Consider the following 23100-nt stretch of genomic DNA (forward strand, 5'->3'; position numbering starts at 1 on the left):
GAGGATACTTATTCCACGGTCACCGACTTTGCCAGGTTGCGTGGCTGATCAACGTCGGTCCCCTTGAATACGGCGATATGGTAAGCGAGCAGCTGTAACGGAATCGAAGCCAGAACCGGCATCAGTTCATCAGTAAGCTGCGGGATCTCGATGACGGCGTCGGCCTGATCAATCACCGCATTGAAACCGGAGGTCGTCACGGCAATAACCTTGCCGCCGCGCGCCCGGACCTCTTCCATGTTGGAGACAACCTTGCCGGCCGTTTCATTCTCCGGAACGACAACAACAACCGGAAGCTGTTCATCAATCAGGGCGATCGGGCCGTGTTTCATTTCACCGGCCGGATAACCCTCGGCATGGATGTAGGAAATTTCCTTGAGTTTGAGCGCCCCCTCGAGCGCCACCGGATACTGGTTGCCGCGACCGAGGTAGAGAAAATCAGCGGCATGGAAATAATCTTTGGCCATCTCCTCAATCGCCCCGTCAAGCGTGAGTACCTGTTCAATCAGGCGCGGCAGGGTCAGCAGCTCGTTGACAAGGTCCCGACAGTTGTCAACGGTGATAATGCCGCGGACGCGACCGAGGTGCAGCGTGAACAAAAACAGGGCGACGAGCTGGGTAGTAAAGGCCTTGGTCGAGGCTACACCGATTTCCGGGCCGGCGTGGGTATAGATGATGCCGTCACTTTCGCGAGCGATCGACGATTCGACGACATTGCAGACACAGATGACCTTGCCCCCCTTGCCGCGGGCTTCGCGCAGGGCGGCGAGGGTGTCGGCGGTTTCGCCCGACTGGCTGACGACAATAGTCAGGGTTTTGTCATTGACGATCGGGTTGCGGTAGCGGAACTCGCTGGCGATATCGACCTCCACCGGAACCCGGCAGTGCTGTTCGATCATGAATTTGCCGACCAGGGCGGCGTGCCAGGAGGTGCCGCAGGCAACCAGGAATATTTTCTCAAACTTCTTGAGCGCATCATCTGCAAGATTCAAGTCCTCGAGATAGATCGCACTTTCATCCTCCTGCACCCGCCCGGCAATGGTATCGGCAATTGCCCGCGGTTGCTCATGGATCTCCTTGAGCATGAAGTGCTTGTACCCCCCCTTCTCGGCCATCAGCGGCGACCAGGTAATGGTCTTGGCCGGACGCTCGACAAGATTCCCCTCCAGGGTGGTGATCTGCATGCCACTCCGGGAGAAAACGACCATTTCGCCATCTTCGAGGAAAATCATCTCGCGGGTATGGGAGAGCATCGCCGGAATATCGGAAGCGACAAAGTATTCCCCTTCGCCCTGGCCGACAACCAGCGGCGAGCCGAGCTTGGCGGCAACCATCTTGCCCGGTTCATCGGCGCAGACAACGGCAACCGCGTATGCACCGCGCACGTCCTGCAGGGCATTGCGCACCGCCGCCTCGAAATCACACCCCTCCTTGCCATACTGTTCGATCAGGTGAGCGATGATCTCGGTATCGGTATCGGAACTGAAATGGTGGCCGAGTCCTCTCAGCCGCTCTTTCAGGTCGAGATAGTTCTCGATAATGCCATTGTGAACGACAACATACTTGCTCGCCTTGTGCGGATGAGCGTTGGTCTCCGACGGCCGGCCGTGGGTTGCCCAGCGGGTATGGCCGATCCCGAGCGAGCCTGAAAGAGGCCGGTCGCGCAACACCGCATCGAGATTGACCAGCTTCCCCTCGGCCCGACGAATAGCGATTTCACCATTGTCCAGAGTCGCGATGCCGGCTGAATCGTAGCCGCGGTACTCAAGCCGCTGCAGACCGGCAAAAATGATCGGTGACGCTTCCTGCGAGCCAATATATCCGACAATTCCGCACATAAACATTTTTCTCCGTAAAATAGAAGTCAGTATACAGTCGACAGTCATCAGAAGAAACGGAATACATTATTTTTCTACCTACTGAATACTGACTACTGAATACTGCCTACTATCATTTTTTCTTTTTATTCTTCTTCACCCAGCCCTCGATGTTCTTCTGCAGGCTGCGGGCAATCGCCAGGGCACCATCCGGCACATCCTTGGTGATGGTTGAACCGGCGCCGATCAGGCTGTTGCTGCCGATCTTGACCGGGGCGATAAACTGGACGTCGCTGCCGACGAAAACGTCATCACCGATCTCGGTGATATGCTTGTTGACGCCATCGTAGTTGCAGGTAATGGTCCCGCAGCCGAAATTGACGTTTTTCCCGACCTCGGCATCGCCGATATAGGTCAGATGGCTCGCCTGCGAGCCGGTATCGAGGTTGGCCTTCTTGGTTTCGACAAAATTCCCGATCTTGTTGCCGCCGGCGAGAACGGTTCCGGGGCGCAGATGCGCCATCGGACCGATAGCCGACCCGTTGCCGATTTTTGATTCGGCGAGGACCGAGCCCGGCTTGATATGGACATTGTCGCCAACCTGGCAATCGGTCATCACCACGCCCGGCTCAATCGTACACCCGGACCCGATCACGGTCGTCCCGCGCAGGTGGACGTTGGGATAAACAATGCTGTCGGGGCCGATCTTCACATCGGCGTCGATGTAACTGTTGTCCGGATCAATAAGGGTCACGCCATCGTGCATCAGCTGCTCATTGATGCGCTGGCGCATCACCGCCGCCGCCTCGGCCAGCTGGCTCCGGTCATTGATTCCCATCACTTCCTCTGCATCGACAATCATGGCGCCCACGGTTCGCCCCTGGTGGTTCGCGGCCTCGACAATATCGGTCAGATAATACTCGTTCTGGGCATTATTGTTGCCGACCGACAACAGCGCCTCGAAAACCCAGGGTGCTTCGAAGGCATAGATACCGGCATTGATTTCAGTGATCGAAAGCTGATCGGCCGTTGCATCTTTCTGCTCGACAATTGCCGTGACCCGACCGTCGTCGTCGCGGACAATCCGACCATAACCGGTCGGGTCGTCGACAACCGCTGTCAACAGAGTCACCGAAGCTTTTGTGGCGGCGTGCATTTCAAGCATGGCTTCGAGAGTCTCTTGCTGCAGAAGCGGCACATCGCCGCACAACAGCAGCAGGGTCCCGGAAAAACCGACGAGGGCCTCGCGGGCACAGAGGAGTGCGTGTCCCGTGCCGAGTTGTTCAGACTGCAATACATAGCTATAGCGATGATCGCCAAGCGTCGACTGAACCTCTGCGGCGCCATGGCCGACGACAAGTAAGGTCGAATGACAACCGAGCGTTTCACTCAGTTCGGCCGGCCAGGCAACCAGAGGTTTGCCTGAAATTTGATGCAGGACCTTCGGGCAGGTCGATTTCATACGTGTCCCCTGCCCGGCGGCCAGGATAACGGCTGCGATTTGTCTGCTCTCTGTCAAAAAAGCCTCCTCTTCCTTTTACGGCCGCCATTATTGCCAAAGGAGCCTGAACAGTCAAGAAATAAGCCTGTTTACAGCTACTTGACCCCGGAAATATTTTTGCAAAAAAATGTATTCTCAAGTAAAGTATAGTTCATCCACGGAGGAAGAAGAATGCAAGACGACAGAAAACGGATCAGCCGCGAGCTCGAGGATATTGAGCATCAGATGAAAATGCTCGAAATCGCCTATGAGCAGTATTTCTCTGGCATCGAGAAAAGAGAACCGATGAAGGACCGGGAGGATCTGACCAAACGGATTCGGCAATTTGCCAACCGGCGAATCATGCAGACCGACCTCCGCTTCAAGTATCAGGGCCTGGCAACCCGATTCCATAGCTACAACAGCTACTGGGAGCGGATCCTCAAGCTCATGGATGAGGGGAAATATCACCGGAATGCCAGCCAGGTGATGAAACCTGTCGGCACCAAAAACCAGGTGAAACCTGAAAGCACCAACCCCGGCACAACTTCTTCAGACGGCAATCAGGTTGACTCGGTGTACAATGACCTGATGGCGGCCCGCAGAAGCTGCAATATCGGCGGCAAGGCTCCGGACAAACAACAGGTTGCGTCGATGCTCGAAAAACAAAAATCAAAGATCAGGGAAAAGTTCGGCGATCGGCCGGTCGCCTTCAAGGTTGAAACCCGGGACGGTAAACCCCGCATCGTGGTGAAAGCAAAAAAATAGACAATGACCCGCAAGCAGCGGAAAACAGCTCTTGTCCTCGCCGGCGGCGGTATTATGGGCGCGGCCTATGAAATCGGGACGCTCACAGCTCTCGATAAAATGTTTTCCGGCAGCTTCAGCATCAACCGTTTTAACACCTATCTCGGCATCAGCGCCGGCTCGATCATAGCGACCCTGGTCGCCAACCGTATCCGCCCATCCGATCTGTACGAAACCATTGCCCGAAACGAACGCCGGGTTTTCAACTGGCGACGCCAGGATATCTATACGTTCGATTTCAAAAGCTCGGTCATGGCCAGCTTCGAACTGTTCGGCAATCTGTTTAAAATTATCCGGCACCACCGCAAACAGAAATGGGGATTCAATCTGCACGATTTTATCTATATTTTGCAGGAGCAATTCCCGGCCGGCCTGTTTTCTCTCGATCCCCTGCAAAAATACCTCTGCGACGCTTTTCGTCAGGAAAATGTACGTGATCATTTTGACGATTTGAAATCCGAGCTGTTCATCCCTGCCTATGACCTTGATCGGGGTGAGCGGGTGATTTTCGGCAGCGAGGGGCACCGGGACATTCATGTCTGCCAGGCGATTACCGCATCCTGTGCAATCCCCTACTTCTTCCGGCCATACCAGATTGGCGACAGCTACTATATCGATGGCTCAAGCGGTAAGGTTTTACATCTCGACATCGCCATCAGGCAGGGCGCCGAACTGATCATTGTCATCAATCCGCGTGTTCCGATTGACAACGACCCGGAGAAAGCGTGCCTGCCTGACCTCTCGTACGGGCGCTGTTCAAGTATTTCAGACCTCGGCCTCAATTTCTCCTGGGAACAGTCCCGGCGCATTGAAGCGAAAGAGAATATCGCCAGCGCCGTCGAAAACTACCGGGCCAAATACCCCAAGGTCGAAATAGTCCTGTTCGAACCGGGACGGGATGAAACGATGCTTTTTTTCCAGAACCCGATGAGCATGGACGCCAGAAACCACATCATGGCCTACGGCTACACGACAACCCTGAGCCAGCTGCGCAGCCGTTTTGCCGAGTTGGAGCCGATTTTCCGGAAAAAGGGTGTAAAAATATCGACAGAAAGACTAGATAGTCCGCCACCGGTAGATATTGAGCTATAGTGTAGAAGTGTACGAATTGGATGTGCGGCTGGCGCCAGCGCCGCCTGCAGATTCTGTTTTCAGGTTCAAACTACCTCGTAGCGGCAAGGCTGAGTGAACATGAAGATTGTTTTCCCGACATTGCACGTCCGAAAATCGCACCAGGCAACCCCGCTGGCCGCCGCCAGCCTGGCGGCGATGCTGCACAATCGCCGCAATTTCGAATGCATCCTGCTCGATTTTTTCCCTTCCGACCCGCCCGAACGGATGATCCGGGCTATCCTGAAATCGAAGCCGGATCTCGTCGTGATGCCTCTTTACACCTGGAACCGCTCCATCATGCTCGGAGTCAGTCAGACGATAAAGCAACAGGCACCGTCTCTTCCTGTCATTGCCGGCGGACCGGAAGTGACCGCCGATCCGCATGGTGTCATCCGCGAGGGGAAGCTCGATGCAGCAATCCGCGGTGAAGGGGAAGCGACCTTTGTCGAACTGGTTGACCAGTTGGCCGAGAAAAAAACCATCGGCCTGATCCCCGGATTATCCCGCCCGCAGGGTCACGAGATCGTCGATGGTCCGGATCGGGCGCCATCTGATCCGGAATCTTTGCAATCACCATGGCTGACCGGAACCCTTACACCACAAGCCGGCAGCGGGCTGCTCTGGGAAGTGGCTCGCGGCTGCCGGTTCGACTGCAGTTACTGTTTTGACAGCCGCGGCAGCAAAACGGTCGAGAAACTACCGTACGCAAGGCTCGCCGCCGAACTCGAACTCTTCCACAAGGTCGGGGTTGCCCGGATCTGGGTTCTTGATTCAACTTTCAACTTCCCGCCAGAACGGGGCAAGGAGCTGCTGCAGCTGCTAGCCGGAACCGTTCCCGATATCCATTTTCATCTCGAAGCCAAGGCCGACTATCTCGACGAAGAAATGATCCAGATGCTGGCGTTACTCCCCTGTTCGATCCAGATCGGCTTGCAGTCTTTCCATCCGCAGGTGCTGCGGGCTATCCACCGCGCAATCAATATCGATCTCTGCCTCGAACGGCTGCAGATACTGTCTGAAGCCGGCGTCACATTCGGCGTCGACCTGATTTACGGCCTGCCGACCGATGACCTTTCGGGGTTCCGCAGCTCTCTTGAATCGGCCCTGTCACTGCAGCCGAACCAGGTCGATATTTTCCCGCTGTCGGTTCTGCCCGGGACCCCGCTCTATCAACACAAGAACGATTTCGACCTGCTTGCCGCCAGCACCCCGCCATACGAGATCAGCAGCAGCGAAACCTGGACGCCGGATATGCTGGAAAAAGCGACTCTTCTGGCCGCGGCGACCAACCTGTTCTACAATCTCGGCCGATCCGTCGGCTTCTTTAGTGCCATCCTTGACATCACCGGGAAGGAACCGGTTCCGTTCCTCGAGGGCTTTGCCGACTGGATGTTGTTGCACCAGGGGATATATCGCTCGGTCCTGACCGATATCGAAAGCTGGCTCCCGGAAGAGATCCTGCCGATGCAGGAAGGTTACGTCCAGTTTTTACTGATGCGCAATCGGCGCGAAGCGTTGTTTCCGGCTGCACTCGACCTGATCCGCTACCATTTCCATTACGCTGAAACCCTGCTTGAGCATGAGTTGCTGCCGCCAGCGGAAGAACTTGCCAGCAGTGACTGCTGGCACCAGATCTGGGTGCGCTCGCCGCATCTTCGCCTGGTGCCCTTTACCTACGAAATAGTCGATTTGCTGGAAATGGAAGAGATCGATCTTGAGGAGTTTTCCGAACTGTTCCGGCCGGTCGGTTCGACCGCACTTTTTTATCGACGGGGTGACGATGTCTTCTGCGAGTCCCTTGAAGAGGATTTTCTGACCCTGCTCGAAAATTGTGATGGGGCCCGAACCCCCGAGGAGATTTTTTCCGGTGCCGTTTCGCAAAAGGCCGGCGAAGAGATCGTCAGTTTTGCAGTTGCCGAAGGATTACTCTTGCCGGTTGACTGAATAAAAATTGCCACAACACAGGGCTAGAGCCCCTGCGGTCTTTCAGCCTCAGGTTAGAATTAGCAGAAATCGAGTAAGGCAACCATTAACTTGACCGTCTTTTAAGATCAAAATACTGCGCTTTCTATTGTTTTTTATTTTATCCAGATGTAGCTATGAAATAGAGGGTATTCAGGAGATTCTCAATGAAAGACAAACTCTCTTACGAAGAGCTTGAGCTCAAAGTAAAAGAATTGGCTGAAGAAAATGCCAAGCTGACAAGTACAGATATGGCACGCTCGGGAAGCTCAGAATTGTATCGAAACCTCTACTTTACCGAGCAGTGGGATAACCTTCTCCAGGGTAAAGTGCCTGAAATCTACGAGTACATGATCGTGACCAAAACCGGAGAATTTTGATCTGGTTATTACTGACCAGACGATGCCCGAGATGACTGGATCGGCTTTGGCCGAAGAACTGTTGAAAATCAGGCCGGATATCCCGGTTATTCTCTGCAGTGGCGACTCGAATAAGGTTTCAAAAGAAGAATTAAAAAGAATCGGTATCCGGGAATTCTGCATGAAACCGATCGACATAAATCAACTCGCCGCTATAACCCGTAATGCCCTGGATGATAATAGCCCTGGAGTTGAATAATTCAGGGAGGGCTCAGTTCTTACAAGTCACGACCAGCAGAAGCTCCAGCCCTTCCAGGTTGAAGGTTTATGGAAATAAAATCCCCTGTTTGACCGTTCTTTTTATTTCAAGTACAATGCCACTACTTATTTATGTATGTTTGTAAGAATCTGGAGCCAGAGGGCTTGCACGATTGTTAAAACCACTCTGGAATCAGTGTGGTTTTTTATTTTGACGATTTGAACCAACCGTAAGGTGTGTCAATTTGTTGGCCCGTGGCAGGTTTTGGCGGGATTGGCAGATTCAATTTTTTTGAATATTCTGACAAATAAAATACCTGCATATTAAGAACAGTTTTTGATGGGGGTCGGCAGATGTCTTTTTCTCTTAAAGAAATACTTGATGTCTCCAGACTAAATGACATTCTTGCCAGCCTGGAGGAAATCCAGAAAGTTCCTTCTGCTATTATTGACAAACAAGGCAACATTCTCACCGCTACGTCCTGGCAGGACATTTGTACCCAATTCCATAGATTAAATCCCGCCATTGAAAAACAGTGCAAAGATAGTGATCGATATATTGAAAACAAGCTTAATGACGGTGATGCCCTAGCTGTCTACCGTTGCCCAATGGGGCTCATTGACGCGGCCATGCCGATTGTTATCGATCACGAACATCTGGGTAATGTTTTTGTCGGGCAACTTTTCACAGAGCCGGCCGATGAAGAATACTTTATAAATCAAGCGCGAAAGTATGGCTTTGATGAAGAGTCGTATCTGTCCGCCATGCGTAAAGTCCCGATTATACCTGAAGAAAAAATCAGAACAGATTTGTATTTTATCCATAGTATGACCCGGCTGATCGCCGAACAAGGATGGTCTCTCAAGCAGCGAGAGAAAACAGAAAAGCACTTACGTGAAGCAGAGTGGAAATTCAAAGCGTTATTCGAAAATGGTCCCATTGGCGTTGCCTATCATTCCATGATCTATGATGAGACCGGCAAAGCAGTTGATTATTACTTTATTGATGCAAACGAGCAATACCTGGAACTTACCGGTGTCGATCCACGCGGCAAAACGGTCACGGAGGCATTCCCCGGAATTGAAAAAGACCCGTTTGACTGGATCGGTACCTTCGGAGAGGTTGCCAGAGAAGGAAAGACTATCCGTTTTGAACAATACCTTCAACATAATGACCGTTGGTATGATTGTGTTGCTTACCAGTATCAACCAGATCATTTTGTCGCCGCATTTCAGGAGATTACTGATCGCAAAAATGCCGAAAAAGAGTCACGGCTCAGTGAAGAGCGTTTCCGCCGTATTTTTAATGAGTTGTCAATCGGTATGGCCTTATGTGACGACAGTGGGAAATTCCTGAAAATCAATCAGTCTTTCACCGACATAATCGGCTATTCATCACAAGAAATGACTCAATTAACATTCGCTGACTTAACATCACCGGAATTTCACGAGGAGGAAGCAAGGCTTTTCAAGGACTTGGCCGAAGGGGTCACGTCAAGCTATAAAATCGAGAAGCAATGCATCCACAGGGACGGACATCTGTTTTGGGCCAGTGTGAATGCGACCAAGCTTATTGGCACTGAAGAATCCACGCCTCTTTATATTGGTTCAATAGAAAAAATCGACAAAGAAAAACAACTGGAAATTGCATTGGAGCAAACCAGAAGTCGACTAGAGTCTTTGTGGAATATTTCAAAGCTGACCAGTGAAAGCTTTCAAAAAATTTGCAACAACGTGCTTCAAGAAATAGTCAAGATGACTTATAGCCCTTACGGTTTTTATGGTTTCCTGGATCAGGACGAAGAGGTGATGACCATTTACAGTTGGTCGAATGAAGCCATGCAGGACTGTGAAATCCATAATCAACCGATTAAATTTCCTATTGATCAATCCGGAATATGGGGTAATGCGGTTCGTACAAAGAAGCCTTTTGTTTTAAATGATTATCAGCAAGAGTGTGAGTTTAAAACAGGAACGCCTGAGGGGCATGTTGCCCTGGAAAGAGTTTTGTCTATTCCAGTACTCAGTTCCGGAAAAGTTGTCGCCGTCGCTGCGACAGCGAACAAGGATGGTGACTATACCCAGGATGACATAGATCAGCTCAAGGCTTTTTTAGATAATGTTCAAATCTTGATTGACCGCAAAAGAGTTCAGGATTCTTTAGAGGACCAAAGAGAATACTATCGCGTTTTATTTGAAGGTTCTCCTCATCCAACTGCCGTTGCTGATGCAGAAAGCGGCGAGATTCTAGCGTGCAATAAACAATTTTCGGAACTTGTCGGCTTCTCTTATGAAGAGATCATAGGCCAACATCAATCAAAATTCCATCATGCGAAACCCGGTGAGGGTGAACACTCTGAAAACTTTGAGGCACACAAGTCCGACATGGATGGGAAGGCCCTGGAAGATCAGTTGGCTACCAAAGATGGCCGGATTTTGGATGTTGAAATTGTTGCTTCAAAGCTGCATTTGAAAGATCAGGAAGTGTTGCTTGGTTTCTTTCATGATGTTACCGAGCATAAAAAGATGATGGAAGAGCAAAGACGTTCATCACAACTTGTCGCATTAGGAACGATCGTTGCGGGTGTGGCACACGAAATCAACAACCCGGTGAACGGGGTGATTAACTGTGCCGCCCTGATTAAATCGAAGGCGGGCAATAACGATGACGTTATAGATCTGGCAAAAAGAATAGAAATCGAAGGTGCCCGTATAGCTAAAATCACAAAAAACTTACTGCATTATTCCAAGGATAGTCGTAAAGAAATGCAAGAGGTGCAAATCAAAGAAGTCATTGAAAGTGCCTTGACTCTGAGCTCTAGTAAAATCAAGAATCAAGACATTATCTTGGAAACCGAGATTCCCGACGGGTTGCCGGAAGTCAAGGCGAATTCTCAGAATCTCATCCAAATCATCATTAATTTCCTGGAAAACGCTTGTTATGCACTTAAAGTTAAAGAGCACATCAAGGACGATAAAACTATCAAGATCATTTGTTCATCTGCAATAAAAGATGGCAAAGAGATTGTTTGCGTAGAAGTTTTTGATAACGGTATCGGAATGAATCAGGAGACCTTGTCCAAGGCAAAAGATGCTTTTTACACAACCAAACCGTCAGTCGATGGTTCCGGGTTGGGCCTGTCCATAGTCTCCGAAATCGTTAACATGCATCACGGTGTTTTCGATATAGAAAGTATTGAAGGTGAATTTACAAAAATGAAGATATGCCTTCCTGCCAAAGAGCCTCTCTCATAAGCCACCACTGCCAGGATGTTTTTGACATTTTTAAATTGCAGAATTACATGAGAAACCCCTGCATATCGTCAGTTTTTCAGTTCAAAAATTCCTGAACGTAGAGTAGGGAAAAACCGGTGCAGCCAGACTTTGAACATCATGGATCAAGCGCCTATTAACAGTCTGACCATCTTCGGCAATTTCTGCATATCAGAAACCTTATCCAGCCATCCGGCGACCCCCAGACCCTTCGCTTCTTTTTTATGTTTATCATCCTTATTTGATGAAAGCAGAAGGATCGGAAGAAAGTTCTTCCCCTTCATTTGGCGAACAGTTTTCACTAGCTCTATGCCATTCATTTTCGGCATATCATAATCAGTAACAAGTAAATTAACATCCAGGTTTTGAAGAAGCTGAAACTACAGAAGCCGCACAGATGCGACCAGGCGGCGTGCCGAATCAAACCTTTCGGCCATCTCGGACGATGAGTTTCGCAAGTTGCCCGACAACTATACTGACCTAGGGGATATACCCTCTCGCAACTTTTTCTTAGATCAACTAAGGATTTTTAAGGCAGAAAAACAACAGACGGGATCAGTCTCAACTGACTCCGTCTGTTGCACAATGTCTGATAATTCTATTTAAGCAGCAGATCCATCACGCCGCGGTAGGTTTCACGTTTCCGCTCCGACTCCTCGTACAGGCTGGAAGAGAAAATGGCGGTCGCCGCATGCTCGGCCATCATCGAAAAAAGCTGGTAGTCAATCGCTTCGAATTTTTCTTTTTGCACCAGAAGCCGGTAGATGACCAGCAGGCCGGTCACTTCACCATGGATAACCAGGGGGATCGCGGCCAGCGGCTTGAGCGGATCATCCGACCCCTCGATCACCGACCCGGCAATCAGGTAAATATCCTTCTCCTCAATTACCTTCCTGAAGATTTCATTCTCTTCAATCGTTATATTCTGCGGGAACTCTTCTTCGTCGAACCCTTCGCCGGTCAAAAAATCGAGCCCGGCCGTATCTTTCGGCCGCATGAGTAATGCAAATTTTTCCGCGCCGACAAAGTTGATGATAATTTCCTTGATGATAGCGACCACCTGATCCTGGTTCAGAACCGAGTGCAGGCGGGACGAAGCAACATAGAGATTGGTCAGGTTGTTATTGACATCCTCTATCTTAACCAGCTGGTTGGCAAATTCGAGGTTCTCCTCTTCGAGCTCTCGTATCCGGGTGCGCAGATGCTCGCCGTCGGACTCCAGGCGTTGCTTCTGATCCTGCAGCTTCTTTAACTCATCCCGCATTTCGACTGGTCCGCTGCCGGACGAACCGGTCACCGCATCGACAACTGTCGCAAAGGGCTCACCCTCGGGTTCATGATGAACGATATAAATTCCGCAGCCCCCTTCATCCTCGGTCGCCAGCCGGGCAACCTTGCCGATCAGAAGCATCTGCCGGTCACCTGGAAGATCAAGGGTGACGTTGACGATATCATTAATTTTGAATTCGATGGTTGTTTCGAGGAAGATGCCGTTGCGGGAGATATCGCGGGCCCAGACGGTGCCCGACCAGGCTTCGCATTCAAGGTGAACCGGCAAGCCAACTGTCTCGCGCGGCGCTTTGCGGGCCTTGACCTTGCCGAGGAGGCGTTGAACCTTTTCAATCAGTTCCTGCTTGCTGACAGGTTTGGTGACATAATCATCGCAGCCGGACTGCAGGCATTTTTCAACTTCATTACGCCGTCCGGCGGCGGTAACCATAACAATCGGCAGAGCTTTCCACTTTGCAGTTTTACGCAGACGTCGACAGACTTCATCGCCGTCGATGCCGCTCATATAGAGATCAAGCAGAATCAGGTCCGGCGAAATCGAATCGATCCGCTCGAGAACTTCTTCCCCTGACATCGCCGTAAAAATCTCATGCCCGAGTTCAACAAGCAGTGATTTTTCAAGCTCGAGGAATAGTTCGACATCATCAACAAGGAGAATTTTCGACATAGTTCAATACGGTCTATCTGGCTTGGAGTGTACTAGGAAGTTAACCGACCCGAAGGAAAAAGTAAAGCCCCCTTGCAAGGGGGCTTAAGTATCGATTTATGAATCGATTCAGGCGACGTCTTTAAGGCGCTGCCGGTAATGCGGCCGGGCCCGGATCATTTCACAGATCTCTACGACTTCCGGCACGCGGCCAGAAATTCGCAGATCGTCATCGATCAGCACAGCCGGGGTGACATAAACCCGGTTATCAATCATTTTTTTTCGATCCCGATAGAGATGAACTTCCGCTTCAATCGATAATGCTTCCAACGCTGTCCGAACATTGTTCAGAGCCAGATAGCATTTTTGATTGCTATCAGGTCGGCAAATAATATCAATACGCATGGTTCTCTCCTGTTCTGCCTCCAGAAGATTTATTACCTTTTCGGTAATATTTTACCTCATTTTCCTGATATTTGCACCTTTTTTCAAACAGCCGCACGTTCGGGACTGTTTTCTATTCTGACTGACAGTTCATCCTGGTCAACCACAACCCGGACCACTGCCCCCTCTGCGACCTCGCCGGCAACAATGGCGCGGCCAATCCGGGTTTCGAGCTGATGTTGAATATAGCGTTTGAGGGGACGGGCCCCATAGACCGGATCGTAAGCCGCTTCGGCGATGAATCTTTTTGCTTCACTGCTCAACTCCAGCTTGAGCTGCTGATGCTTCAGCCGGGCAGACAGTTCCCTAACCTGAAGATCGACAATGTTGACAATCTCCTGGCGTGACAGCGGCTTGAACAAGACGACATCGTCAACCCGGTTGAGGAATTCAGGTCGAAAGTGATTGCGCAGACCATTCATTACACTGATGCGAGCACCCTCCTTGATATTGCCATCATCGCCGATTCCTTCGTGAAGGAATTCGGAGCCGATGTTCGAGGTCATGATGATCACCGTGTTTTTAAAATCGACGGTTCGCCCCTGGGCGTCGGTCACTCTGCCGTCATCAAGAATCTGTAAAAGCACGTTAAACACTTCGGGATGCGCTTTTTCGATTTCGTCAAACAGGATCACCGAATACGGCTTGCGCCGAACAGCTTCGGTCAACTGTCCGCCTTCCTCAAAACCGACGTAGCCGGGAGGGGCCCCGATCAGGCGACTGACCGCATGTTTTTCCATATATTCCGACATGTCGATCCGGACCATGTTCTCCTCAGAGTCAAACAATGATTCGGCCAGTGTCCGCGCCAGTTCGGTTTTGCCAACACCGGTCGGACCAAGGAAGATAAACGAACCGATCGGCCGCTTCGGATCCTTGATGCCGGCGCGGGCCCGGATCACGGCATCGGCAACCAGCTGCACCGCCTCGTCCTGCCCGATAACCCGTTGATGCAGGATGGTATCGAGTTTGAGTAGCTTCTCCCGTTCGCCCTCGACCAGACGACTGACCGGAATGCCGGTCCAGCGGGAGATGATTTCAGCGATCTCATCCTCGCTCACTTCTTCACGGACCAGCCTGGTCGCCTTTTCGATATCCTCACTCTCTTCGGAATCGTGCAGTTGCTGTTCAAGCTGCGGCAGGCGACCGTGTTTGAGTTCAGCAGCCCGGTTGAGATCATAATCACGTTCGGCGATTTCGATCTCCTGGCGAACCTGCTCGATCTCTTCCCGCAGATCCTGGAGTTTCCTGATTGATTTCTTCTCGTTTTCCCATTGCGTCTTCAATACATCGGTATCGGCCCGGAGATCGGCCAACTCCTTGCGTAAGGTCTCAAGCCGCTGTTTACTCGCCCGATCCTTCTCTTTTTTCAGCGCCGCCTCTTCGATCTCAAGCTGCATAATGCGCCGGGTGGCGCCATCAAGCTCCTGCGGCATCGAGTCGATCTCGGTCCGGATCATGGCGCACGCCTCATCGACCAGATCGATTGCCTTGTCCGGCAGGAAGCGATCGGAGATATATCGGTTCGAAAGCGTCGCCGCCGAAACGATGGCGCTATCCTGGATCCGCACCCCGTGATGGACCTCGAACCGTTCCTTGAGTCCGCGCAGAATACTGACCGTATCCTCAACCGTTGGCTGATCGACCAGCACTGGCTGGAAGCGTCTTTCCAGCGCCGCATCCTTTTCTATATACTTGCGATATTCGTCGAGAGTCGTCGCTCCGATACAGTGCAGTTCTCCACGGGCCAGCATCGGCTTGAGCATGTTTCCGGCATCCATTGAGCCTTCCGCCTTGCCAGCGCCGACAATCGTGTGAAGTTCGTCGATAAAGAGCAGAATCCGGCCATCACTTTCACGAACCTCGTTCAGAACCGCCTTGAGTCGCTCCTCAAACTCGCCACGGTATTTGGCACCGGCAACCAGCGCCCCCATGTCGAGGGCATAGACGGTCTTGTTTTTCAGCCCTTCCGGCACATCCCCACGGACAATCCGATGCGCCAGGCCTTCAACGATGGCTGTTTTACCAACCCCCGGTTCACCGATCAGCACCGGGTTGTTCTTGGTTTTTCGCGAAAGGATACGGATAACCCGGCGAATCTCCTCGTCGCGGCCGATCACCGGGTCGAGCTTGCCTTTGCGCACTTCATTGACCAGATCACGTCCGTATTTTTCAAGAGCTTCATAGGTCGATTCAGGATCGGCGCTGGTCACCCGCTGATGCCCGCGAACGTCCGACAGAGCTTTAAGCAGGACATTCTTGCTGACAGCCTGTTCCTTCAACAAGCGACCGGAGACCGTTTTGCCGGCCTCGTCAACAAGCGCCAGCAGCAGGTGTTCGACACTGACATACTCATCCTTGAGTTGCTTCGCCTCTTCCTGAGCCTCGATCAACAGTCGGTTGAGGCGTTGGCTGACATAAATCTTACCGGCCTCAACACCCGGACCGGAAACCGATGGTATCTTGTCGAGCGCCTGTTCGACCTGCTTGGCCAGGGCCGTCGGATCGACATCGAGTTTCTGCAGCAGGCGCGGGATCAATCCGTTTTCCTGCTGCACGAGCGCCAACAGCAGATGTTCGCCATCAACCTCAAGATGGCCGCGACGCATACAAATCTCCTGAGCGCTCTGAAAGGCTTCCTGGCTTTTCTGGGTCAACTTGTTGAAGTCCATGTTAATCCTCTCTAATGTTAATTCTAATAGAAAAGGGCCGCTTGGCAATGACCGGCGGCCCTTTTTCTATTACTTTAATGAACCGATTTGACCGCAATTTTTCTCGGTTTGGCCGCTTCCGCTTTTGGCAGGCGCAAGGTCAGCACGCCATTCTTCAGTTCGGCATCAGCCTTGCTCGCGTCAAAGTCTTCAAGCAGACGAAATTGACGATAGTATCCACTCGGGCGGAATTCACGGTAGAGGGCTTCTCCTTTTATGCCGTGATCAGCAGCAGCCTCGATACTTAAAATCCCCTGATCAATATCAATTTCAAGTTGATCTTTGGTTACCCCCGGCATATCGGCAATCAGGGTCAAGACATCTTCGGTTTCAAATATATCAACAGCCGGGTTGATATATTGCTGATCACGTGTCGATTCCTTGACAACATTATTTTCATTTTGAACGGTCATTGATTTCTCACTCATGATGTTTCTCCTTTCCTTTTTCCTTAATTCCATTTAATGGCTGACAATCGATATCTTTTTTGGCTTGGCCGACTCAGCCTTGGCCATGGTGACGATCAGCAGACCGTTCCTGTATTCGGCAGAAACCTTTTTGCCATTGATATCAGAGGGAAGCTCGATGGTCCGCAGGAACTTGCCGCTGCCCCGTTCACGTCGATGCCAGGTTCGGCCATCGCCGTTTTTTTCTTCAGTCCGCTCACCGGAAAGGGTCAGGGTATTGCCGGCAACACTCAGGTCGATATCTTTCTCTTCAACCCCGGGAAGCAACGCCTCAAGATAGTAGCTGTCGGCATCTTCACTCAGGTTGATTTTAGGATAACGTTGAGTTCCGACCCCCGGCAAAAAAGCAGTTTCCAAGGGGCTACTGCCAACGCCGCGGAACAACTCATCCATTTCCTTGCGCAAAACGTCCATTTCTCTAAAAAGATTCCAGTTAGTCATAACGTTACCTCCTTGATGTGATGGTTTGTTTAATTTCGCTTTTGTCTCTGTATACATCACAAGGCATGCCAACTGCTTCTCACAAGAATAATCCGTAAATTCAGGTAGATAGAGAATGAGTGCTGATTTTTCACAAAAACATGAGACGTCACAAGCGTCGCACACTTGCGACACTTAATTCACTTGCGACACTACGGCAAGGAAGGGAGGCTTGCAAAAAAAGTTTACTGTTTACAAATCTTCGCGAGACAGCTGCAGCTTACGCAGGTAGCGATAGAGGGTCGCCCGATGCACGCCGAGCAGGCGGGCGGTTGCGGCCAGGTTGCCATTGGCTTGACGATAGGCCGAATGGATAGCTTCGGCCGTCAGGTTGGCCGGCTGAGTGGTCTGCCGGGCGGCAGAAGAGAGTATCGTTCGTTCCTCAACATGGTCGTGCCGAGGATCATAATCAGCTATAACCGGCGGCGGCGTTGTGCGGATTTCGGTCGCCACTCCCCAGTCACCGGGACTGAAGTCCTGGCGTTCCCGGACCCATTCGGCAAAGGCCCGGGCACCGATCACCTCGGCATCGGCTTCGACAAAAACCCGCTCAAGAACATTGCGCAGCTCACGCACATTGCCGGGCCAGAGATAAGACTGAAGCAAGGTCACCGCCTCGGGAGTCAGGCGCTTTATCTGTTTGTGATACTTCTGATTGAACAGGAACAGGAAATGCTCAATCAGCGGGACCAGATCATCCATGCGTTGACGCAATGGGGGCAGATGAATGCGCAAAACGGCGACCCGATGATAAAGATCGGAACGAAAGCGCCCTGCCCCGACTGCACTTTCAAGGGGAACATTGGTCGCGCAGATGATCCTGACATCGACCGGCAGCTCCTTTTCGGAACCGACTCTCTCTATCTTTCCGGTTTCGATAACCCGCAGCAACTTGACCTGGGTCGCAATCGGCATGTCGCCGATTTCGTCAAGAAAAATCGTCCCGCCATCGGCCCGCTCGAAACGGCCGCGATGCGCCTTCAGGGCACCGGTAAAGGCACCCTTTTCATGCCCGAACAGCTCCGACTCAAGAAGTTCATCCGAAATAGCAGAACAATTAACGGCAACAAACGGTCCGGCCCGCCGTTCACCCTGGTCGTGCAGAGCCCTGGCAACCAGCTCCTTGCCGGTTCCGGTTTCACCGGTGACCAGCACCGCGGCATCAGAAGCGGCATAAAGACCAATTTTGCGAAAAACTTCAAGAATCCCCGGACTGCCGCCAACCAGGCCGAAACGCTGCGAGGGGACTTCATCGCGAACCCCGCCGGCCTGCCGGCGGTAAAACCGGAACGCCACCAGGGGGCTCTTATAATCATCGGAGAGTCCGCCGGGAGCGACCTCGAGCAACAGGTCGGTATCGGACACATCAAACCGAACCGGAACATCATCAAGGGTCTTCTCGGAGGCAACGACCTCGTCAGCAAGATCCCAAAGCGGCGGCGCAACCCGCCGGAAGGAATCCCGCAACGAGGCCCCGACCAGATCATCCCGGGTCTGCCCGAGGGCGGTCGCCAAAAGTTCAGACACCTGTCGAATCTTCCAGAGACCGCCCTGATGCCGGACCGCGACGAGGTCCGGCATCAGGGCCGGCAAACTTTGAGCATGACCAGGTTGGTTCATAAAAAATCCCCTTACCGAAACTCCCTCCAATGTAACCTCTTAATATTACAAGTTCAAGAGCTTGCCATCCGATGTTTTCTTATTTTCGAGAAATCTGTTGACACTTTTATTTCCCTCTCTATTATTCGGTAGAGGCAAGGGTGGCAAAACTGGCTCCATCCAAAGTGAGGATTTCGTGAAAAAAATCATTTTGATTCTGATTTTCATTGGCGCCGTGGTAACTGCTGGCAGCTTTCAGGTCGGACGGGTCATTGAAGCGGAGCTACCGAAGATCCTTGATCGTGTTGCCGACCTGGGACAGATGCAGATTTCGATCACTGATTACGATCGCCAGCTGTTCCGCTCAACCGTCAAAACAACTATCTCGCTTGCCAGCGTTGGTGGCACCATTGAGCAAATCCACCTGCGTCACAATATATGGCACGGCCCTTTCCCGATCGGCAAGAGCAGCGATGGAGAGTTCCACTACGCGCCGATGTCGGCGCTGGTCGAAACGATGGTCGATCATGACAACCCGCCGAGCGGCCTGATCGGTAATCTGTTCGAAAATTGTCCCGAACTTTACGATTCGATTGAACTGGCCCGCTTCGATTTTGCCGGCAACGGAACATCAACCTACCACATCCCGGGATTTGCAAAAACATTCGGCAGCGGCAAAAACGAACTTGCATTCGAATGGCAGGGCCTGACCGGTCAGGCAACCATTGACAAATCAATCAAAAAAATCAACGGCGAAACAGTCATTCCAAAAATCAGGATTTCCAGCGAGACCGGCCGGGTCGAAACTGAAAAAATCCATTCGACTTATCGAATTTTTGAGGATTTTGGCGGGCTGCTTCTCGGTAACATAACGTTGGATACCGAAGCCATCAGTATCAGCAGCGGCCGGAGCCGGACCGAACTCAGCGACTTTCAGTTTCGCAATTCCGCCAGCCTGAACAACGAAAACGTCTCATACTCCATCGCTATCGGTATTGAAAAGATCAATTCGACCGGTCAGATCTATGGCCCGCTCGGGCTCGAGCTTGACTTCGCCGGCCTCGATGCCGCAACGATCCTTGAAGTTCAAAAAAAGCTGCAAACAATTCAAAGTCATGTCGCCAGCGTCTCGGAAGAGAAAATAGCCGCCGAGGTTTTTGCCATTTACACCGAAGCGTTGCCGGAGTTGATCAAAAAATCGCCCGAGATCAGACTCAACTATCTCAACATGAGCAGCCCGAACGGTGAATTCTGGAGCAAGGGGAAAGTGGTTTTTGAGAATCAGCCCGGAGCCAGGATCAACAGTATAAACGACCTGCTCGGGGCGATTCTGGCCAATACCGATATTCAGATCAGCAAGCCGCTGCTGCTTAACCTCTTCTCTTCATCAATCAAAGGACAAATGCATTCGGCTCGAGAAGCCGGGCAACTCGGGGATGTTGATGATGAAAAGTTTGAAAAAATGACAGCGGAGGCCGCAACCGAACAAATCGAGAAGCTGGTTCGCCAGGGAGCCCTGGTCGACGAAGGGAAAAGCTATCGCGCCCTGTTCGAATTCAAAAATCGTAAAATGACACTGAACGGTCAGCCTTTCTCCGTAACCAAATAGCCGAAAAAAACTGGAGCGCATGACGGTCCCGCCTCAGATCAATCATCCTTTTCATGCTTTTTTTTCTTCTTACCTTTCACCTTATGCTTCTTCTTTTTCCCCGGATATTTCTTCTTGTGCTCTTCAAACCTGAGATAAGGTCGATCGAGATCCATATCCAACGTCACCCTGGCGCCGAGATCAATTCGCAGCTGTGTCGGCAATGATGCCGACATTTCCCAGACACCGTTTCTGAGAAAGAAATAGGCCCCCCGGCCAGTATCAAAATAGACCCGGGCATCCGGGTAATAATGATAAGTAAACCGGCTGCGGTGACCATAAGCCTTGGCATGCGCAGGCGGCCCCGACTTGGCGGGCGTCGGTGGCGAAGCAACAACCCTGGCGCTCCGGTGCGGCCCGGGTGGCAGGAGACATCCGGAGACAACAAACGATGCCGCCACAACCAAAACGACCGGTTTCCACAATCCAACTCGCATAAGCGACCTCCTGTTTCCACTTTAAACAATCGGGCTTGAGAGCACCGAATTAAAGAACGATCCGCATCCTTGCTACGGATAGAGTTTACGATGTTCCCGGTGCAACGTATAGGGCTTACTGGTCTTCAATTTGAGGCGAACGCTTGTGCCTTCCGTCTGAAACGCAACCGGCAAGGCAACTGACATCATCCACCGTCCTTTATCCTGATAAAAATAGAGATGCCGGATTGTATCAAAATAGACTTCGGTCGCCGGATAATAATCGTAGTGATACATCATTCGCCCGACTACAGCAGGGCCTTCCTCTATACTTGACACTGTCCCAGCCGCCGGCAGTTCCTCTTGGGATTTTTTCTTTTTCTCGGCCACTGCCGATTTGCGTTTTTTGCTGTTTGCAACTTTTTTCTTCGCAGCCTTTTTTTTATCAATTTTCTTTGCCTGTTCAACCGATTTTTCCGCACTGCCGGCCGGCGCAATTGACTTGGGTGCGGCACAGCCGCAAACGAAAAAAACCAGAAGGACCAACGGCAGATATCTATAGAGTAAAACCCGGTGCATAGTTGCCCAACCCGATTAAAGAATTCACTGGTTATTCAAAGCGAGAGATATCTTAACATTTTCCAAACTGAACTGTGAAGTGATTCCAAAGCGGTTGACGCTTACGATAAATCAGTTATCCTCATTTTAATGAATGCGCAAGCGTGCAAAAAATCTCTGCGCAGCTACGCGACTGTAAATATAATATCGATGAACGCTTGGTTCTTACAATCTCAACAAAAAGGTGATCAACATGTACCTGCAAGAGCATCTGACTGCAATCAAAGCAAAATCCAACCCGCCGGAAGAGATCGCAGAGGTCATGAAACGCTGCAAAGATGATCTGGCCGCATCCGGACTGGCTGACAAAATACCGCAAGCCGGCAGTCCGGCACCGGAGATCATACTGCCGAATATTTATGGCGACATGGTCGATGCAAAAAAAATCCTCAGCCGGGGGCCACTTGTTCTGCACTTTTATCGCGGCGGCTGGTGACCTTACTGCAAAGCGGAGCTGTCAGCTCTGCAGGACATTATTGAAGAGATTCGCAATCGCAACGCGACCCTGGTCGCAGCCTCACCCCAGAAGCCGGAATACCTGATGGAAATCGTTCAGAAGAACCATATCCGCTTCAACCTTCTGCACGACCAGGACAACAATGCAGCCCGGAAATTCAACCTGGCCTGGCAACTGCCGAAGGAGCTTCAGGATATTTATCGGGAATTCGGCATCGACCTTGAGAAATTCAACAGCAATTCGGCGTGGGAGTTGCCGCTGCCGGCCCGGTTCATTATCGATATGGACGGCATAATCCGTGATGCGAAGGCCTATCCCGATCACACCGACCGTCCCGAGCCGGAGTCAATACTGGAGATTCTCGACAGCATGCAATAGCGCAGAGTACCGACGGAATGATCCGGACAAAAAAAGACGCGCCGCAGAGGAGGGATCTGCAAAGCGCGCCAAATGAAAGGAGCGTTAAAAGGTTGGAAGAAGAAGTCTTGTTGATCGTAATATAACAAAACGGGTCGCCCGTAACCACGTGGCGACCCGTATTTATTTGATGCCGAAATATTGATCGGCACCTGTGCAAATGTACAGTCTTCACACCCCCTGCAACGCCTTGAGCAGCCATGCCATATTTCGCCCCAGCGCCTGCATGGTCTGAACCCCTTCCTCATCTTTTTCGACATCACCAATCTCACGACCGATGCCAATATTCCAATAGGTCGAGCCGGGTACAATCATCTCACCAATCAGGAAGAAATGATTCAGCGAGTCAAAAGCATTGATCGCTCCGCCCCGGCGAACGGCAACAATCGCGGCTCCGACCTTGCGTCGCAACATGTTGTCATTAGCCCGGGCAACCATGCCGGACCGATCAATGAGCGCCTTCATTTCCGGCGTCATATCAGCAAAGTAGGTCGGAGAGGCAAGAATAATCCCATCGGCCTCAACCATTTTATCGATACAGCTATTGGCAATGTCGCCGCTGACCGCACACTGCTTGTCCTTGCTTGCAAAACAACGGTAGCAGGCGATGCAGCCTTGAATTTTGCTGCCGGCCAGTGACACCTCTTCAGTTTCGATCCCCTCTTTTTCGAGCTCCGTAAATGTCTTGCCCACTAGAATTGACGTGTTGCCCTTTTTGCGGGCAGAACCATTAAATGCAACGACTTTCATTTCAACCTCCCTGTATGTGCCTGTTAATTCAATACCAAATACGGTAACGCAACTTGCTTTTTTCTCGTAAATTGCTCAATTTTACTGT

Annotated in this window: 21 protein-coding genes; 9 read left to right on the forward strand and 12 right to left on the reverse strand. The window is 51.3% G+C overall.

The window, feature by feature from the left end; genetic code table 11:
- Window positions 1–8: 8 nt before the first annotated feature.
- Together glmS and glmU are read right to left on the reverse strand one after the other, a co-directional pair.
- The gene (gene glmS / locus C0623_08815; protein PLX99591.1) at window positions 9–1838 is read right to left on the reverse strand and encodes a glutamine--fructose-6-phosphate transaminase (isomerizing); all 1830 of its coding nucleotides are present in this window, start codon (window positions 1836–1838) and stop codon (window positions 9–11) included.
- Window positions 1839–1950: 112 nt separating this feature from the next.
- Entirely contained in the window at window positions 1951–3279 is a 1329-nt protein-coding gene (gene glmU, locus C0623_08820; protein PLX99592.1) for a bifunctional UDP-N-acetylglucosamine diphosphorylase/glucosamine-1-phosphate N-acetyltransferase GlmU, read from the reverse strand.
- A 210-nt stretch (window positions 3280–3489) separates the two neighbouring features.
- On the opposite strand from glmU, the gene C0623_08825 reads away from it, so the two are divergent.
- From C0623_08825 to C0623_08850, 6 genes are all read left to right on the forward strand, one after another.
- Window positions 3490–4065: a hypothetical protein gene (locus tag C0623_08825; protein PLX99593.1), complete on the forward strand. Its 576-nt coding sequence runs from the start codon at window positions 3490–3492 to the stop codon at window positions 4063–4065.
- A gap of 3 nt (window positions 4066–4068) precedes the next feature.
- Complete coding sequence (locus C0623_08830) at window positions 4069–5196, forward strand: hypothetical protein (protein PLX99594.1); 1128 nt, start codon at window positions 4069–4071, stop codon at window positions 5194–5196.
- Between the two features lie 99 nt (window positions 5197–5295).
- Window positions 5296–7161: a hypothetical protein gene (locus C0623_08835; GenBank protein ID PLX99595.1), complete on the forward strand. Its 1866-nt coding sequence runs from the start codon at window positions 5296–5298 to the stop codon at window positions 7159–7161.
- 185 nt (window positions 7162–7346) lie between these two features.
- Window positions 7347–7559 carry a hypothetical protein gene (locus C0623_08840; protein PLX99596.1) on the forward strand — a complete coding sequence of 71 codons (213 nt, stop codon included), beginning with the start codon at window positions 7347–7349 and terminating at the stop codon, window positions 7557–7559.
- Between the two features lie 22 nt (window positions 7560–7581).
- Entirely contained in the window at window positions 7582–7797 is a 216-nt protein-coding gene (locus C0623_08845) for a hypothetical protein (protein PLX99597.1), read from the forward strand.
- Between the two features lie 353 nt (window positions 7798–8150).
- On the forward strand, window positions 8151–11051 hold the full coding sequence (locus C0623_08850) for a hypothetical protein (protein PLX99598.1): 2901 nt from the start codon (window positions 8151–8153) through the stop codon (window positions 11049–11051).
- Between the two features lie 143 nt (window positions 11052–11194).
- Here the strand turns inward: C0623_08850 and C0623_08855 are convergent, their stop codons facing one another.
- The 7 genes from C0623_08855 to C0623_08885 form a co-directional block, all read right to left on the reverse strand.
- On the reverse strand, window positions 11195–11398 hold the full coding sequence (locus tag C0623_08855; GenBank protein ID PLX99599.1) for a hypothetical protein: 204 nt from the start codon (window positions 11396–11398) through the stop codon (window positions 11195–11197).
- A 269-nt stretch (window positions 11399–11667) separates the two neighbouring features.
- Entirely contained in the window at window positions 11668–13026 is a 1359-nt protein-coding gene (locus C0623_08860; protein PLX99600.1) for a hypothetical protein, read from the reverse strand.
- 108 nt (window positions 13027–13134) lie between these two features.
- Window positions 13135–13410, reverse strand: coding sequence for a thioredoxin family protein (locus tag C0623_08865; protein PLX99601.1), 276 nt, complete (start codon window positions 13408–13410; stop codon window positions 13135–13137).
- Between the two features lie 83 nt (window positions 13411–13493).
- Entirely contained in the window at window positions 13494–16121 is a 2628-nt protein-coding gene (gene clpB, locus C0623_08870; protein PLX99602.1) for an ATP-dependent chaperone ClpB, read from the reverse strand.
- Window positions 16122–16195: 74 nt separating this feature from the next.
- Window positions 16196–16588: a hypothetical protein gene (locus C0623_08875; protein ID PLX99603.1), complete on the reverse strand. Its 393-nt coding sequence runs from the start codon at window positions 16586–16588 to the stop codon at window positions 16196–16198.
- A gap of 33 nt (window positions 16589–16621) precedes the next feature.
- A complete protein-coding gene (locus tag C0623_08880) occupies window positions 16622–17068 on the reverse strand; it encodes a molecular chaperone (GenBank protein PLX99604.1) in 447 nt (148 codons plus the stop codon).
- A gap of 231 nt (window positions 17069–17299) precedes the next feature.
- Entirely contained in the window at window positions 17300–18688 is a 1389-nt protein-coding gene (locus C0623_08885; protein PLX99674.1) for a sigma-54-dependent Fis family transcriptional regulator, read from the reverse strand.
- Window positions 18689–18788: 100 nt separating this feature from the next.
- Here C0623_08885 and C0623_08890 point away from each other — a divergent pair, with 100 nt between their 5' ends.
- Entirely contained in the window at window positions 18789–20315 is a 1527-nt protein-coding gene (locus C0623_08890; protein PLX99605.1) for a hypothetical protein, read from the forward strand.
- A gap of 38 nt (window positions 20316–20353) precedes the next feature.
- Here C0623_08890 and C0623_08895 read toward each other — a convergent pair whose 3' ends face one another.
- Together C0623_08895 and C0623_08900 are read right to left on the reverse strand one after the other, a co-directional pair.
- Window positions 20354–20791, reverse strand: a complete 438-nt coding sequence (locus tag C0623_08895; GenBank protein ID PLX99606.1) for a hypothetical protein — start codon at window positions 20789–20791, stop codon at window positions 20354–20356.
- Between the two features lie 72 nt (window positions 20792–20863).
- The gene (locus tag C0623_08900; GenBank protein PLX99607.1) at window positions 20864–21349 is read right to left on the reverse strand and encodes a hypothetical protein; all 486 of its coding nucleotides are present in this window, start codon (window positions 21347–21349) and stop codon (window positions 20864–20866) included.
- Window positions 21350–21581: 232 nt separating this feature from the next.
- On the opposite strand from C0623_08900, the gene C0623_08905 reads away from it, so the two are divergent.
- Together C0623_08905 and C0623_08910 are read left to right on the forward strand one after the other, a co-directional pair.
- Complete coding sequence (locus C0623_08905) at window positions 21582–21824, forward strand: hypothetical protein (protein PLX99608.1); 243 nt, start codon at window positions 21582–21584, stop codon at window positions 21822–21824.
- A gap of 18 nt (window positions 21825–21842) precedes the next feature.
- Window positions 21843–22223 carry a hypothetical protein gene (locus C0623_08910; protein ID PLX99609.1) on the forward strand — a complete coding sequence of 127 codons (381 nt, stop codon included), beginning with the start codon at window positions 21843–21845 and terminating at the stop codon, window positions 22221–22223.
- Window positions 22224–22433: 210 nt separating this feature from the next.
- On the opposite strand, the gene C0623_08915 is transcribed toward C0623_08910, so the two are convergent.
- Entirely contained in the window at window positions 22434–23012 is a 579-nt protein-coding gene (locus C0623_08915; protein PLX99610.1) for a flavodoxin family protein, read from the reverse strand.
- Window positions 23013–23100: the final 88 nt, after the last annotated feature.

The organism is Desulfuromonas sp., from assembly GCA_002869615.1.
In the GTDB taxonomy this organism is placed as follows: domain Bacteria; phylum Desulfobacterota; class Desulfuromonadia; order Desulfuromonadales; family UBA2294; genus BM707.